Source organism: Nocardia sp. NPDC004654 (assembly GCF_040609595.1).
Classification (GTDB): Bacteria; Actinomycetota; Actinomycetes; order Mycobacteriales; family Mycobacteriaceae; genus Nocardia.
On record NZ_JBEXKI010000001.1, the window covers coordinates 488,250 to 502,153 of the forward strand.

The 13,904-nt window shown below is 67.0% G+C and carries 16 protein-coding genes and 1 riboswitch; of the genes, 7 read left to right on the plus strand and 9 right to left on the minus strand.

The features are described from left to right. Positions 1 to 12: 12 nt before the first annotated feature. Both ABZV58_RS02170 and ABZV58_RS02175 read right to left on the minus strand, forming a co-directional pair. Positions 13 to 219: a hypothetical protein gene (locus tag ABZV58_RS02170; RefSeq protein ID WP_067792538.1), complete on the minus strand. Its 207-nt coding sequence runs from the start codon at positions 217 to 219 to the stop codon at positions 13 to 15. Next, entirely contained in the window at positions 219 to 734 is a 516-nt protein-coding gene (locus ABZV58_RS02175; RefSeq protein ID WP_354998344.1) for a hypothetical protein, read from the minus strand. Before ABZV58_RS02175 ends, ABZV58_RS02170 begins: the two co-directional genes overlap by 1 nt. Positions 735 to 971: 237 nt before the next feature. Between ABZV58_RS02175 and ABZV58_RS02180 the strand changes: the two genes are divergently transcribed. The 4 genes from ABZV58_RS02180 to ABZV58_RS02195 all read left to right on the plus strand — a co-directional run bounded on the left by ABZV58_RS02180 (position 972) and on the right by ABZV58_RS02195 (position 2,604). Beyond that, positions 972 to 1,817 (plus strand): helix-turn-helix transcriptional regulator, encoded by an 846-nt coding sequence (locus ABZV58_RS02180; protein WP_354999002.1) that lies wholly within the window; start codon positions 972 to 974, stop codon positions 1,815 to 1,817. Then, the gene (locus ABZV58_RS02185; RefSeq protein WP_354998345.1) at positions 1,814 to 2,017 is read left to right on the plus strand and encodes a DUF397 domain-containing protein; all 204 of its coding nucleotides are present in this window, start codon (positions 1,814 to 1,816) and stop codon (positions 2,015 to 2,017) included. Before ABZV58_RS02180 ends, ABZV58_RS02185 begins: the two co-directional genes overlap by 4 nt. A 17-nt stretch (positions 2,018 to 2,034) precedes the next feature. After that, positions 2,035 to 2,253: a DUF397 domain-containing protein gene (locus tag ABZV58_RS02190; protein ID WP_354998346.1), complete on the plus strand. Its 219-nt coding sequence runs from the start codon at positions 2,035 to 2,037 to the stop codon at positions 2,251 to 2,253. A 153-nt stretch (positions 2,254 to 2,406) separates the two neighbouring features. After that, positions 2,407 to 2,604 carry a hypothetical protein gene (locus ABZV58_RS02195; protein ID WP_067792544.1) on the plus strand — a complete coding sequence of 66 codons (198 nt, stop codon included), beginning with the start codon at positions 2,407 to 2,409 and terminating at the stop codon, positions 2,602 to 2,604. Between the two features lie 51 nt (positions 2,605 to 2,655). Here the strand turns inward: ABZV58_RS02195 and ABZV58_RS02200 are convergent, their stop codons facing one another. The 7 genes from ABZV58_RS02200 to ABZV58_RS02230 form a co-directional block, all read right to left on the minus strand. After that, on the minus strand, positions 2,656 to 3,402 hold the full coding sequence (locus tag ABZV58_RS02200; protein WP_354998347.1) for a succinate dehydrogenase/fumarate reductase iron-sulfur subunit: 747 nt from the start codon (positions 3,400 to 3,402) through the stop codon (positions 2,656 to 2,658). Positions 3,403 to 3,404: 2 nt separating this feature from the next. After that, a complete protein-coding gene (locus tag ABZV58_RS02205) occupies positions 3,405 to 5,345 on the minus strand; it encodes a fumarate reductase/succinate dehydrogenase flavoprotein subunit (RefSeq protein ID WP_354998348.1) in 1,941 nt (646 codons plus the stop codon). Between the two features lie 27 nt (positions 5,346 to 5,372). Then, positions 5,373 to 6,203, minus strand: coding sequence for a hypothetical protein (locus ABZV58_RS02210; RefSeq protein WP_354998349.1), 831 nt, complete (start codon positions 6,201 to 6,203; stop codon positions 5,373 to 5,375). A 498-nt stretch (positions 6,204 to 6,701) separates the two neighbouring features. Continuing rightward, positions 6,702 to 6,989, minus strand: coding sequence for a hypothetical protein (locus ABZV58_RS02215; protein ID WP_354998350.1), 288 nt, complete (start codon positions 6,987 to 6,989; stop codon positions 6,702 to 6,704). Positions 6,990 to 7,253: 264 nt separating this feature from the next. Then, entirely contained in the window at positions 7,254 to 8,216 is a 963-nt protein-coding gene (locus tag ABZV58_RS02220) for an alpha/beta hydrolase (RefSeq protein ID WP_354998351.1), read from the minus strand. A 436-nt stretch (positions 8,217 to 8,652) separates the two neighbouring features. Next, complete coding sequence (locus ABZV58_RS02225; protein WP_354998352.1) at positions 8,653 to 10,608, minus strand: acyl-CoA dehydrogenase family protein; 1,956 nt, start codon at positions 10,606 to 10,608, stop codon at positions 8,653 to 8,655. 182 nt (positions 10,609 to 10,790) lie between these two features. After that, positions 10,791 to 11,972: an AAA family ATPase gene (locus ABZV58_RS02230; protein ID WP_354998353.1), complete on the minus strand. Its 1,182-nt coding sequence runs from the start codon at positions 11,970 to 11,972 to the stop codon at positions 10,791 to 10,793. 147 nt (positions 11,973 to 12,119) lie between these two features. Here ABZV58_RS02230 and ABZV58_RS02235 point away from each other — a divergent pair, with 147 nt between their 5' ends. The 3 genes from ABZV58_RS02235 to ABZV58_RS02245 all read left to right on the plus strand — a co-directional run bounded on the left by ABZV58_RS02235 (position 12,120) and on the right by ABZV58_RS02245 (position 13,901). Beyond that, positions 12,120 to 12,383: a hypothetical protein gene (locus ABZV58_RS02235; RefSeq protein ID WP_354998354.1), complete on the plus strand. Its 264-nt coding sequence runs from the start codon at positions 12,120 to 12,122 to the stop codon at positions 12,381 to 12,383. A gap of 204 nt (positions 12,384 to 12,587) precedes the next feature. Further along, positions 12,588 to 12,757: riboswitch (cyclic di-AMP (ydaO/yuaA leader) on the plus strand. Positions 12,758 to 12,835: 78 nt separating this feature from the next. Beyond that, a complete protein-coding gene (locus ABZV58_RS02240; protein ID WP_354998355.1) occupies positions 12,836 to 13,429 on the plus strand; it encodes an NlpC/P60 family protein in 594 nt (197 codons plus the stop codon). A 76-nt stretch (positions 13,430 to 13,505) separates the two neighbouring features. Next, positions 13,506 to 13,901 carry an RNA-binding S4 domain-containing protein gene (locus ABZV58_RS02245; RefSeq protein ID WP_354998356.1) on the plus strand — a complete coding sequence of 132 codons (396 nt, stop codon included), beginning with the start codon at positions 13,506 to 13,508 and terminating at the stop codon, positions 13,899 to 13,901. Positions 13,902 to 13,904: the final 3 nt, after the last annotated feature.

The following is a 13,904-nucleotide window of genomic DNA, read 5'->3' on the forward strand; positions in this document are numbered from 1 at the left end:
ATTCGGTCGAGTTCACAATTGCAGTGCCCGCTCGTCCAAGACGCATTTGCCCGATTCGACCAGGGTGGTACGGGCCCGGCGGCGCACCAGGCACTGGTCGACGGTGCAGTCGATGTGCAATTGCATTGCCGCGTGCGCCTGTTCGTCGGTCATCACGCCGGGGTCGCGACCGCAGACCAGCAGACCGGCGACGTGCATGTTCAGATTCGTCAGTTGCATCAGGCGACCCCAACCCGCTCGCGGTCGGAGCCGAATAGTCGGGAGCGCCGTGGTGCGGGCCGTTCGTCCCACGGAGCGAGGCGCACCGCCATGCCGACCGCCTCGAGCGCGGTGAGCCCCACCTCGTCGGCCAGCTCGCCGACGGTGTCGAGGAGGCTTGGCACCACCTCGGCAACCCGCAGCGCCGCAACCGCTTGCGCGCAAGTGAGGGTGCGCCCGGGCAAATAGGAGACCACCCAGCCTTCCTGCCCTACGCTGCGCGCTCGATGCGGTGTCAGATCGCTGGTCATCAACGACGACCCTATGACTTGTACGGCCATGACTCCTCGTTCCTGCGTGCGGTTTACGGTGCCGCGCTCGATCCGAGCACACTTCCAGCACACCATCGAGGCGGCCACGACACGGTGTCCTTCGTGGATATCCAAAGATTTCGCGCGAATTCCCAGCACGAAATCCAGCCGGGAGGGCAGGATTCTCCATAGTGGACGAGGAAGTCCGCGATCGACGTTCGACAACGCCACAGCAGAGCCACACGAAGCCCCATTGCCCTTATTGCCCAAGCGAAGTCACGGGGAACCGAGCTTGTGGGTGCGCCCCTGACCGACTCGGGTGAGGAGACCGAGCACAGAACGGAGCGTACTGTGTCAGCGAGTTCGGCGAGAACAGCAGCGAATTCGGAGCACGCGGCCGCGGAGACGCACCGCACGCCCGCGGCCTCCGACAACGGCTCGTCCACCCTACCGCGCCGGCAATTGGGCCGATACCTCAGGGACTGGCGTACCCAGGCCGGGCTCACCATCGCCGAGGCCGCCCGCCTGATGGAGTGGGGCGCCAGCACTTTACAACGGTTGGAGAAGGGCCAGGCCGACCGCATCCGCACCATCGACATCCAGGAGCTGTGCCGCATCTACGGCATCCCCGACGAGCTGTGCGACGGGCTCAAGGGCCTGGCGCAGCAGGCGGCGGTCAAGAGCTGGTGGCACGCCTTCGGCGACCTGATCCCCGAAAACTTCGACGTCTATGTCGGTTTGGAGGCCTCGGCCCGCGAGCTCCGCTCCTACCAGTCCGAACTCGTGCTCGGGCTGCTGCAGACCTCCGACTACACCAGGGCGCTCAACCGGCTCTGCTACCCCGACGACACCGAGGACGAGATCGAACGGCGCGTCCAGCTGCGCACACAGCGGCAAGCCTTAGTCACCCGAAGGGTCTCGCCCGCCATCGTGGACGTGGTGTTGCACGAGTCGGTATTGCACCGCGCGGTGGGTGGCTCGAAAGTGATGGCGGCGCAGCTACGACATCTTGCCGATTTCAGCACCAGACCCAATGTCTCCCTGCGTATCCTGCCGTTCGCGGCCGGCGTCCCGCTCGGCGATTCCACGGGTCCGTTCACCGTTCTAGGGTTCGGCACCGACAGCAAGGGACATCAGGTAGAGCCTCCGGTGGTGTACGTAGAGGGTTTCACCGGAGACCTCTATCTCGAAAGACCGGCCGATGTTGAGCGTTACCACCTGGCACACGAGTGCCTCCAGCGCTCTGCGCTGGACATCCAACCCAGTAGACATCTGCTTCGGCAGTTAGCGAAGGAGTGTGCGGCATGAGGACGGAACTCGTCGGGGCGACTTGGATCAAGAGCACCCGTTCCGGCAGCAGGGACTGCGTGGAAGTGGCTTTCCTGCCCGGCGGGCAGGTCGGCGTCCGCGACAGCAAGAACCCGGAGGGCCCGGCCTTGATCTTCACGCCCAGCGAGTGGGACGCCTTCTCCGCGGGGGTCGCGGACGGCGAATTCACTCGCCCGTGAACACCTCTGGCGAAGCCGTGAACGACAAACTCGGCGCGGCGGTGGATCTGGCCGCTGCCCAGTGGCGCGGCGCGAACGGCGCGGGATCCGAGGGCGTGCAGGTGGCACTGCTCCCTGCGGGGTATGTCGCGCTGCGCAGCGCCAAGGACCCCGCCGGTCACGTGCTCGTCTTCACCCCGGGGGAATGGGCGGCCTTCACCGCCGGCGTGAACGACGGGGAGTTCGAGCTACCGTGAGGTTCGACGGACCGGCCCGGCGGCGTGCGATCCCGCCCGGCCGGGCCGTGGCGTATCCGGCGCCGTGATCATCTCTGCGCGAAGATCACGAAACGGAGCAGATTCGACAACGAATCACGTTTACCTGGGCTGCGAACGGGTAGCCCATATTTCGTGGACCGCGGGTTGAAGAACCCCCCACCTCGGTACAAGAAGTTGCGGCCGGGCGATTGGGTGGAATGGCTGATCGTCGCGCTGCTTTTCGCGGTGTCATCGGTGGGCGTGTATGTACTCACCAGCTCATTGCTGTCGGCCTTGTTCGTCGGCGTGCTGGTGTGGCTGGTCGCCATCGGCGTCGTCGCGATGCTGTGAACGGGTGCGCCGACCGGCCGGGTGTGAACCCGGCCGGTTGACATCGGCGGGTCAGCGTCGAAAGAGCTTGTTCCCCAACCAGACCAGCGGATCGTATCGCTTGTCGACGACCCGTTCCTTGAGCGGAATCAGCGCGTTGTCGGTGATCTTGATGTGCTCCGGGCACACCTCGGTGCAGCACTTGGTGATGTTGCACAGGCCGAGACCCTGGTCCTGCTGGGCCAATTCGCGCCGATCGCCCACGTCCAGCGGATGCATCTCGAGCTCGGCGATACGCATCAGGAAGCGCGGACCGGCGAAGGCCTCTTTGTTCTCCTCGTGGTCGCGCACCACGTGACAGGTGTTCTGACACAGGAAGCACTCGATGCACTTGCGGAACTCCTGCGAGCGCTCCACATCGACCTGACTCATCCGGTAATCCCCGGGCTTGAGGTCCGGGGCCGGAGTGAACGACGGGATCTCCCTGGCCTTCTCGTAGTTGAACGACACGTCCGTCACCAGATCGCGGATCACCGGGAAAGTGCGCATCGGCGTCACGGTGATCAGCTCGTCCGGCTCGAAGGTGGACATGCGGGTCATACAGAGCAGGCGGGGACGCCCGTTGACCTCCGCGGAGCAGGAACCGCACTTACCCGCCTTGCAGTTCCACCGCACCGCTAGATCGGGCGCCTGGGTGGCCTGTAGCCGGTGGATGATGTCGAGCACCACCTCGCCCTCGTTCACCTCGACGGTGAAGTCCTCGAGCGCGCCACCGTCCTGATCGCCGCGCCACACGCGGAATTCGGCGTCGTAACCCATTGCTACGCCTCACCTTCTGTGGCCGAAACCAAACCGTCCGGGTGTTCGGCGAGGTCGGCGGAGTTGTAATATTTTTCGAGTTCGGCGAGGTCGAACAGCGCGAGCAGGTCGTCGCGCATCGGCACCTGGTCTTCCGGCGTCACCCGCACCCGCGGCACGGCTTCGGCCGCGTCGTCCGGTTCGATCGCGCAGACCAGCAGCTTGTTGCGCCAGGCCGGGTCCATCGACGGGAAGTCGTCGCGGGTGTGCCCGCCGCGGCTCTCGGTGCGCAGCAGCGCCGCCTGCGCCACGCACTCGCTGACCAGCAGCATGTTGCGCAGGTCGATGGCGAGGTGCCAGCCGGGATTGAACTGCCGGTGCCCCTCCACGGTGACGTGCGCGAAGCGTTCCCGCAGCGCGCCGAGCCGTTCGATGGCCTCCTCCAGCTCGTGCTCCTTGCGAATGATGCCGACCAGGTCGTTCATCGCCTGTTGCAGATCGGTGTGCAGGGTGTAGGGGTTCTCCCCCGCGCCCTCGGCCGGCGGATCGAACGGCGCGACAGCGGCTTTCGCCGCCGCGGCGATGTCGGCGTCGGACACCGTGGGCTGTTCGGTCAGCTGTTCCACGTACATCGCCGCGCCCAACCCCGCCCGGCGACCGAAGACCAGCAGGTCCGACAGCGAGTTGCCGCCGAGCCGGTTCGAGCCGTGCATGCCGCCGGAACATTCACCCGCCGCGAACAATCCGGGCACCTTCGCCGCGCCCGTGTCCGGGTCGACCTCGATACCGCCCATCACGTAGTGACAGGTCGGCCCGACTTCCATCGGCTCCTTGGTGATGTCGACGTCGGCCAGCTCCTTGAACTGGTGGTACATCGAGGGCAGGCGGCGCCGGATCTCGTCGGCGGGCAGGCGCGAGGCGATGTCGAGGTAGACGCCGCCGTGCGGGGTGCCGCGGCCCTCCTTGACCTCCGAGTTGATGGCGCGCGCCACCTCGTCGCGCGGGAGCAGATCCGGTGTGCGGCGGGCCGAGTCGTTGTCCTTCAGCCACTGATCGGCCTCGGCCTCGCTCTCGGCGTATTGACCCTTGAACACCGAGGGGATGTAGTCGAACATGAACCGCTTGCCGTCGGTGTTCTTCAGCACGCCGCCGTCGCCGCGCACGCCCTCGGTGACCAGAATGCCCTTCACACTGGGCGGCCACACCATGCCGGTCGGGTGGAATTGCAGGAACTCCATGTTGATCAGCGTCGCCCCGGCCCGCAGCGCGAGCGCGTGACCGTCGCCGGTGTACTCCCAGGAGTTCGAGGTGACCTTGTACGACTTGCCGATGCCGCCGGTCGCCAGTACCACCGCGGGCGATTCGAAGAGCACGAACTTGCCCGATTCGCGCCAGTAGCCGAACGCGCCGGAGATCCGGTCGCCGTCCTTGAGCAACTCGGTGATGGTGCACTCGGCGAACACCTTGATCCGCGACTCGTAGTCGCCGGTCTCCGCGTGATCCTCCTGCTGCAGCGAGACGATCTTCTGCTGCATGGTGCGGATGATCTCGAGCCCGGTGCGGTCGCCGACGTGCGCGAGCCGGGGGTAGGTGTGGCCGCCGAAGTTGCGCTGGCTGATCCGGCCGTCGGCGGTCCGGTCGAACAGTGCGCCGTAGGTCTCCAGTTCCCAGACCCGGTCCGGCGCCTCCTGGGCGTGCAGTTCCGCCATGCGCCAGTTGTTGAGGAATTTGCCTCCGCGCATGGTGTCCTTGAAATGGGTTTGCCAACTGTCCTTTTCGTTGGCGTTGCCCATCGAGGCGGCGCAGCCGCCCTCGGCCATGACGGTGTGCGCCTTACCGAACAGGGACTTGCACACCACCGCGACGGAGAGCCCGTGTTCGCGGGCCTCGATCACCGCGCGCAGTCCGGCGCCACCGGCACCGATAACGACGACGTCGTACTTGTGCCGTTCCACTTCTGGCATTGCCGCGTGTACTCCTGAGTCGAGCGGTCAGTTGATGAACCGCAGGTCCGAAATGGTGTTGCTGGCCACCAACATCACGTAGAAGTCGGTCAGCACGAGGGTGCCGAGCGTTGTCCACGCCAGCGCCATGTGACGGGTGTTCAGCTTGGACACCTGGGTCCAGAACCAGTACCGCACCGGGTGGGCCGAGAAGTGCTTCAATCTGCCGCCCGCGATGTGCCTGCACGAGTGGCACGACAACGTGTAGGCCCACAGCAGGATCACGTTGCCGAGCAGGACGATGTTGCCGAGACCGAAGCCGAATCCGCCGTCCTTGCCGTGGAAGGCGATCACCGCGTCGTAGGTGTTGATCACCGAAACCACCACCGCCACATAGAAGAAGTAGCGGTGCGCGTTCTGGATGATCAGCGGCAGCCGGGTCTCGCCGGTGTACTTGCCGTGCGGTTCGGCCACGGCGCAGGCGGGCGGGGAGAACCACACCGCGCGGTAGTAGGCCTTGCGGTAGTAGTAGCAGGTCAGACGGAAGCCGAGCAGGAAGGGCAGCACGACGAAGCCCAGTGGCAACCACATCGGCAGCTCGCCGAAGGGTTCACCGAAGTGGCTGGAGCCCGGGACGCACGAGGTGCTCAGGCACGGCGAGTAGAACGGCGTCAGGTAGTGGTAGTCCGGCACCCAATATGCCGTTCGCACATACGATCTGATGCCCGCGTATAGGACGAAGGCGGCTAGGCCGAGCACGGTGAACAGCGGCGGCACCCACCAGCGGTCGGTGCGTAGCGTGCGCTCGGCGATTCGGGCCCTGGTCTTGCTGAAAACGCCGGTCCCCTGCTCCGGGGTGGCGGTCGGTGCGGCACTCACAGGTGGATGCCTCGCTGATCTGTCTGCGGGCGGTGATCGATACCGACCGCGATCCAATGTGATGCTCAGCACCATACGACACGTCAGCTATTGCTCGAGCGCGGTCCTGGCAATACAGACCCGCGTGGCAGCCCGTGATTTGCGCCACACAGCGGCCTCGCGCGCGTCTCCGCTCGGACGGTACGGCAAACCTTTCGAACTCCTTTCCAGGAGAACGAGATTGCCGCCCCAGCGTGCGCGGGATTCGCTGTCCCGGTTTTCGGACGGCTCACCCTGACCGCCCATCGCGCCGAAGTGCGCCGCGCCAGGGGTGAGCCGGAGGTCGTCGTCGCCGCATCGCGTGCTGTCCGCCTGCGAGGCTGTTTCACGAGGCGCCCGCATCGCGCGGGTTCGGTCGGTGGTCGCGCGCAGCCGGGAATGGCATCGGTTTCGGGTCACCCGAGGGTGAACCGAAACGGTGCTCGCCCGCATCAGCGGACGAGCACCGCTGGGTGTTTGCTATTTCGTGCGCGGCCGGGAGTGGAAACCTAGGCCTTCGTCCTGCGCGCCCATCCAGGCCGCCTCGTCGGACTTGCTGTCCGGGACGTAGATGGTCTCCTGCGGTCGGCTGGTCACCTCGGGCGGCGGCGCCTGCTCGAACTCGTCGGCGTCGATGACGAGCCGTTCGAGGTCGTTCTCCAGCCGTCGCACCGTCTTCGCGTCGCCATAGTGGGAGCGCAGTGCGCCGATGGATTGCCGGAGCTGGTTGACGGCGTAGCGCAGTTCCGCGATATCGCTGCGTGTCATCGTTACCTCCTGTGTTCCTTCGGTGGCCGTGCGAGCCCGGTCGGCACCTACGGTTCCGGAGATCTCCCCAGGGCCGCACACCACCGAGTCGTGTGACCCACCACACAACGTGATCTACAACACAGTACAGAAAGATTCCCGAACAAGCTCGTGCGATTCGGGATTCTCAGATTTGCGGATAGCTTGCCCGCATCATCGGGGGATGGTTCCAGCGTGCGGGCTCCTCCGGCGGTTCGCAACCGCAGGGGGAACATTCGAGCCGGGTCAGCTGGCCGCGGCGTACTCGGGCCCCGGTGTGGTCATCGTTCCCGAGGCGCGGTTGACCAGCGCGACGATCGACAACGCGACCTCCTCGGCGCGTTCCAGGATGACGCTGTGGCCCGCGCCCTCGATCCGCACCAGTTCGGCGCTGGTGAGCTGGGAGGCGAGCAACACCGAGTGCGCGAACGGCACGACGATGTCGGCCGAGCCCGCCAGCACCAGCGCCGGGATGTCGCCGAGCCGGTGCAGCGACGCGGTCTCGTCGAAGGTGATCAGCGAGCCGAGGAAGCTCGACATGGTCAGCAGCGGCGTCTCGTTGAGCATGGCCGTGGCGACGGCGACCATCCTCGGGTTGATCTTCCTCGTGCCGAAGCTCGCCTCGCGCATGATCGGCTCGAAGATGCGGCGGGAGAACTGTTTCGACGCCTGCATGACCCGCGGCGCGCGCACCACCGCCGCCTGCAACGAGGTGACGGCGTACCGGTGCAGCAGCCTGCCGATGCCGACCTCGTTGAGCCCATTGGCGATGCCCGCGATCAGCCCGACGCCGAGCACCTTCGTGCCGATGGCCTCGGGGAACAGCCGGGCGTAGGCGAGCACCACCATCGCGCCCATCGAGTGCCCGACCAGCACCACCGGGCCGGTCGCGGCGATCGTGCGCAGCACGGCGTCGAGATCGTGGCCGAGTTGGTCGATGGTGTAGGTCGACGGGTCGGCGACGCCGGACTCGCCGTGACCGCGGTGGTCGTAGAAGACCATCCGGACGCCGTCGCCCCACTGGCGCGTCAATTCTTCGCGCAGGAAGGTCCACGATTCGGTGCGCAGGCAGTGCCCGTGCACGAACACGACGGTGAACGGCGCGTCGTCGGCGCCGAAGGTGCGGACCGAGATCGGGACACCGTCATCGGCCGACACCGTCACACGGTGGCCGTCGAAATCGGCGGCGCGGCGGGCGATGGTCGACATGAGATTCTCCTGCGGCGGGCACCTGGTCGGAGCGTCTTGCCAGGATGTCGATATCCATTTCCGCACCGTTAGCCGTCCATACCGGGCGTTATGGACACGTTGTCCAACCGAGGCCGCTGGTCGATCACACCGGTCGGTACGACCGGACGAAGGCCGCGTTCGACGCGCGCCAGGCGAATGTCCGCCTGGCTCGCGGCGGCTTCGCCGGAGAATCTACGGAAAACTAGGTCGATTGCTAGATACGAGTAGATCTTGATCGATGTCCCGCTCGCGATCTCCGTATCCGGCGTTCTATCGAACCTCCTAGAACGCGGTAGATTTCCCTACCGCTTTCGCGAGTATCGGAAATCTACGGGCTTCTAGCGGATCCGCCATACATCGGCAGATGTGCATGACGCCCGGCGGGGACAGTCCACCGGGCGCACGCCCCGCCTCGCTACGGGCTCACGTGAGACTTCGTCGACGGCAGGAACGGCCGCAGCAGATTGGCCTCCGTGGACGGACCGATCTGCCATTCGGCGATCCACGGCCCGGTGCCCTCGCTCGGGTCGATGATGCCGTCCTCCAGCCACGTGTACCGCCCGTCCAGCACGCCCCTGGTGAGCGTCCGGTCCTCGTCGTCGGTGTTCTCCCAGAGCCCGTCGAAGAGCTCGCGCACCCGGATGCGCGATTGGCGGCAGAACGTGTCGGCGAGTTCGACGGCCGCGTGGCCCTCGGGCCCACCGGTGGCGCGCTGGGCTTCGGCCCGCACGCACGCCGCCGACATGGCGAACAGCTCGGCGCCGATGTCGACGATGCGCCCGAGGAAGTTCTGCCGGTACTCGAGGCCGGCCTGCCAGCGCGCCATGCCGTACGTCAGCGAGCGCGCCTGCTTGCGCGAGGTGCGTTCGACGAACCGCAGATGCCTTGCCAGCGGACCGAATTCGGCGTAGGTGCCGGTGACGGTGCCCGCGCCGACCGCGAGCTGCGGGAACCACTTGGCGTAGAAGCCGGTGGCGCCGACGGCGGCCTTGGCCTTGTCCTTGAACTCGGCCTTGCGGTCGACGAGCGCGCCCGCGGCGGCCATGTGGGCGTCGGCCATCTCGCGGGCGATCAGCAGCCGCATGATCTCGCTGGAGCCCTCGAAGATCCGGTTGATGCGCAGGTCGCGCAGCAGCTGTTCGGCGCCGACCGCCCGCTCGCCGCGTGCGGCGAGCGACGCGGCGGTCTCGTAGCCGCGTCCGCCGCGGATCTGCACCAGCTCGTCGGCGATCCGGCAGCTCATCTCGCTGGCCCACAGTTTGGCGAGCGCGGCCTCGATGCGGATGTCGTTGCGGTCCTCGTCGCACATGGTCGCCGAGAGGTCGAGCGCCGCCTCCAGCGCGTAGGTGGTCGCGGCGATGAACGAGATCTTCTCGCCGACGGCGGCGTGCTCGCCGACCGGCCTGCCCCACTGCACGCGCTGGGCGCTCCACTCTCTGGCGATCTTCAGCGACCATTTCGACGCGGCGGTGCACAGTGCCGGAATGGCGAGCCGCCCGGCGTTCAGCGTGGTCAGCGCGATCTTGAGGCCGTCGCCCTCCCTGCCGATCAGGTTGCGCTTCGGCACGCGGACGTTGTGCATCCGCGTGACGCCGTTCTCGATGCCGCGCAGACCCATGAACGCGTTGCGGCGCTCGACCGTGATGCCCGGGCTGTCGGCCTCGACGACGAACGCCGAGATGCCGCCCCGGTGCCCTTCGCTCTTGGGCACCCGCGCCATCACCACGAGCAGCTCGGCGACGACGCCGTTGGTGGTCCAGAGCTTCACGCCGTTCAGCTCGTAGGCCTCGCCGTCGGCGGTCGGCGTCGCGGTGCTGGCCATGCGGGCCGGGTCGGAACCGACGTCGGGTTCGGTGAGCAGGAACGCGCTGACCGCGCCCGCCGCGCAGCGGGGCAGGAACTCGGCCTTCTGCTCGGGGGTGCCCGCCAGCTTGAGCGGTTCCGGCACACCGATGGACTGGTGCGCCGAGAGCAGCACGCCGAGGCTGGGATGCGCCGAACCGACGAGCATCAGCGCGCGGTTGTAGCCGTACTGCGTCAGGCCCTGGCCGCCGTAGGACTCCGGGATCTTCAGGCCGAAACAGCCGAGCTCGGCGAGACCCTTGACGTATTCGTCCGGGATGCGACCCTCGGCCTCGATCACCGAGCCGTCGATGCTCTCGCAGAGCGGCCGCAGCCGCGCCAGGTAGGCCTCGGTGCGCGCGGCCTCCTCCGCGCCTGGCCGGGGGTACGGGTGGATCAGATCGAGCCGGAACCGTCCGAGAAACATCTCCTTGGCGAACGACGGTTTGGCCCAGCTGGTCTCGCGGGATTCCTCGACTAGTGCGCGAGCCTGTTCTTCGGTGGCGTCGACTTTCGCGGCAGTCGCCATGGTGTCCTCCTCGGACGTGATCAGAATCACATTCGAGTGTAGGAAAGTCGGTTACTCACCGGTAGGCATATGAGCCGATCGATATCTACCGATTTCTAATGATCTTGATAGAGAGCGAGGGCGCATCGCCGTCCATGCGCCGTTTGCCGGGGATCGCTCCCGCCGCTGCGGAGATATGCCGATCACACGCTGCGCAGGTAGCGACCGAAATGCGGGACCGTGAAACCGATCGTGCCGCGCTCGGCCGAGTAGATCAGCCCCTTCTTGATCAGACCGTCCCGCGCGGGCGAGAGCGAGGCCGGTTTGCGACCGAGTTCGCTCGCCACCGCGGCGGTCGCGACCGGGCCGTCGTCGCCGGACAGGTCGGCCATGGCGCGCATGTACTCCCGCTCCGCCGGTGTTGCCCGCTCATAGCGGGAGCCGAAGAATCCGACCGCCAGCTCCTCCTCCGCCGCCGGTGAGGCCACCTCGACATCCTCGGCGGTGATCGGGCTCTCCGGCGCTTGATCCCACGCCGCCTTGCCGTACGCCTGCACGAAATAGGGGTAACCGTCGGCCCTTTCGTACAGCGCGTCCAACGCCTCCTCGGTGAACTTCACCTCCTCGCGCTCGGCGGGCGCGATCAGCGCCTGGTCGGCCGACTCCCGGTCCAGCCGATCGATTCGGTGGTAGCTGAACAGGCGCTCCGAGTAACTCTTCGATGCCGACAGCACCGCGGGAAGATGGGGAAGACCCGCGCCGACGACGATCAAAGGCGCGCCGTCCTGGCTCAATTCGTGGCAGGCGCCGCAGATCGCGGAGATGTCGGCGGCGCCCAGATCCTGCATCTCGTCGATGAAGATCGCCATGCCGACGCCGATGTCGCTGGCCAGCCCCGCCGCCTCCTTGAGCAACTCCACCAGGTCGATCTCGATGTCGCCGGAGTCGGCGCGGCCCGAGACCGCGGGCACGTCGATGCCGGGCTGCCAGCGTTCCCGCATGCCCTTGTCCGCGGTGGCTCGCAGCGCGAAGGCCTTGAGAATGCCGAGGAAGTCGTCGACCCGCTCCGGATTGCGGTGCGCCATGGCGATGGCGCGGGTGGCCATGTGCAGCGCGGAGGAGAGCGGCCTGCGCAGTTCCTGATCCGGTCGCGCCTCGATCTTGCCGGTGCCCCAGCCGCGCGAGATGGCGGCCGAGCGAAGTTGATTGAGCAGCACGGTTTTTCCGACGCCGCGCAGGCCGGTGAGCATCACGCTGCGTTCCGGCCTGCCCCGCGCGACGCGCTCGAGCACGATGTCGAAAGCCGTCAGTTGTTTGTCGCGCCCGGCGAGTTCGGGCGGGCGCTGGCCCGCGCCGGGTGCGTACGGATTGCGCACGGGGTCCATGCCGACACACCGTAGCGCGTTCGGGCACAAGAATCTTCCTATCTCTACTCGATGTCGTAGAGAGGGGTATTTCGTCCTTGTCTTCCGCGTGGAAGTCTTTACGCTTGGGGCGGTTCGGTGAACGGCCCGCGTGGGAACGGAGGAGTCATGTCCGAGGAGCCAGCTCCCCATACCACCGCCGAGGTGGTCGAGTCCTGGACCGTGCCCGCCGGAGCGACCCAGGCCGGGCTGATCCGGTCCAACATCCTCGTCGCCATCGAGCAGGGCTACGACGATCCGCAACTGGTCGCCGATCTCGCGGTCGGCCCGTTGGTCATGGCGCTCGGCAAACTCGAGGTCGGCCTGGCCGAGGCGCGGCGGCGCATCGAGGAGCTGGAGCGGGCGCTCGCCGAGCGCGACTCACGGTCCTGAACTCGCCCGACTCGCTTCGTAACACTGTGCAGTCCGCCGAGACCGGACCGTGACCTGATCACCTCGGCATCATTCCGCCCGGTCGTCCAGTGATTTTTCACAAGGGCTGGAAAAACTGCACTGTGCGCTGGACAACACCGCTTCCGACATCGTAATCTCTTCGTGACTTCGTGGAGGGAGTCGCTTCGTAAGAGGAGTGGCGCCATGGAGTCACCACCTAAACGGCAGTCGGCCCACCAGGATCCGCCTGCCGTGCCGGGGACCCACAGGTTCGTCTGGGGTGAATCCGCGAAGGCCGCACGGCCGGAGTGGTAGGGCCGATCTTCCCGGCCCGAACCCGTCAGCTAACCCGGTCGGTGGAAGAGCAGGAAGATCGGAGACTCAGCTCGGTGGGTAAACACAGCTTGCAGCGGGAATCGCGACTGCCGAATTCCGTTAAGGGTGCTCTCGTTATGGGTGCGGTGGCCGCCACTGGCGCGATGCCCGCGGTGCCCGCGATGGCCGCCACGATCAACATCCCCGGCATCGGCGGTTTCGATGTTCCGGTACCCCAAGAGTTCGAGCAGCCGGTCCAGCAGCTCAACCAGCAGCTTCAGCAGGCGCTCGCCGCGCCGCAGGCCGGTGCCCCGCAGCAGGCGCCGCTCGCCGCGCCGCAGTTCCCGAACTTCCAGATGCCCAACCCGTTCGAGGTGCAGAACTCTCCGGGTGACATCGCTCTGGACGCCGCCAAGACCAAGGTCGGCGCCATGTACTCCTGGGGCGCCGCTGGCCCCTCCAGCTTCGACTGCTCCGGCCTGGTGAAGTGGGCCTACCGGCAGGCCGGTATCGAGCTGCCCCGCACCAGCTTCGAGCAGTCCCACGTCGGCGCCCCCGTCGCCTTCCAGGACCTGAAGCCCGGTGACATCGTCATCACCAACGGTGGCGGCCACGTCGGCCTGTACGCCGGTGACGGCAAGCTGCTCAACGCGGTCCAGTCGGGCCAGCCGGTGTCCTACACCTCGCTGAGCCCGGACGACGTGGTCACCGCTCGCCGCATCGTGGAATAAGGGTCACCCTCGGGCAAGTCCGTCGTCGGCCCGTGCACGGCTGGAGCCGAGGCGGATGTACGCATAGTCTGAACCGGTGCCGAAGGGAGAACAGGCTGCCTTGACGCAGGCCAGGGTCGATTCCTGGACCTGGGCGGTACGCCTGTTCAAAACCCGGTCCGCCGCCGCCGAAGCCTGCCGAGGCGGGCACGTCCGCGTCAACGGCAGCACCGCGAAACCCGCCCAGCCCGTGCGGCCGGGCGATGAGATCCGCATCCGCGCGGGCGGTGTCGAACGCATCGTGATCGTCGAGCGGGTCATCACCAAGCGCGTCGGCGCTCCCGTCGCCGCGCAGTGCCTGATCGACCGCAGCCCGCCCCCGCCCTCCCGCGAGATCCTCGCGACCATGCCGCGCCGAGACCGCGGCACCGGTCGCCCCACCAAGCGGGAGCGGCGCGAGACCGATCGTCTCCTCGGCCGCACCGAGGACTGAGGT

Excerpts from the sequence above, each read along its gene's own strand:
- ABZV58_RS02230 (WP_354998353.1), bottom strand. The coding sequence starts at position 11,972 with ATGGACCCCGTGCGCAATCCGTACGCACCCGGCGCGGGCCAGCGCCCG.
- ABZV58_RS02235 (WP_354998354.1), top strand. The coding sequence starts at position 12,120 with ATGTCCGAGGAGCCAGCTCCCCATACCACCGCCGAGGTGGTCGAGTCC.
- ABZV58_RS02220 (WP_354998351.1), bottom strand. The coding sequence starts at position 8,216 with ATGTCGACCATCGCCCGCCGCGCCGCCGATTTCGACGGCCACCGTGTG.
- ABZV58_RS02215 (WP_354998350.1), bottom strand. The coding sequence starts at position 6,989 with ATGACACGCAGCGATATCGCGGAACTGCGCTACGCCGTCAACCAGCTC.
- ABZV58_RS02185 (WP_354998345.1), top strand. The coding sequence starts at position 1,814 with ATGAGGACGGAACTCGTCGGGGCGACTTGGATCAAGAGCACCCGTTCC.
- ABZV58_RS02225 (WP_354998352.1), bottom strand. The coding sequence starts at position 10,608 with ATGGCGACTGCCGCGAAAGTCGACGCCACCGAAGAACAGGCTCGCGCA.
- ABZV58_RS02205 (WP_354998348.1), bottom strand. The coding sequence starts at position 5,345 with ATGCCAGAAGTGGAACGGCACAAGTACGACGTCGTCGTTATCGGTGCC.
- ABZV58_RS02200 (WP_354998347.1), bottom strand. The coding sequence starts at position 3,402 with ATGGGTTACGACGCCGAATTCCGCGTGTGGCGCGGCGATCAGGACGGT.
- ABZV58_RS02240 (WP_354998355.1), top strand. The coding sequence starts at position 12,836 with ATGGGTGCGGTGGCCGCCACTGGCGCGATGCCCGCGGTGCCCGCGATG.
- ABZV58_RS02170 (WP_067792538.1), bottom strand. The coding sequence starts at position 219 with ATGCAACTGACGAATCTGAACATGCACGTCGCCGGTCTGCTGGTCTGC.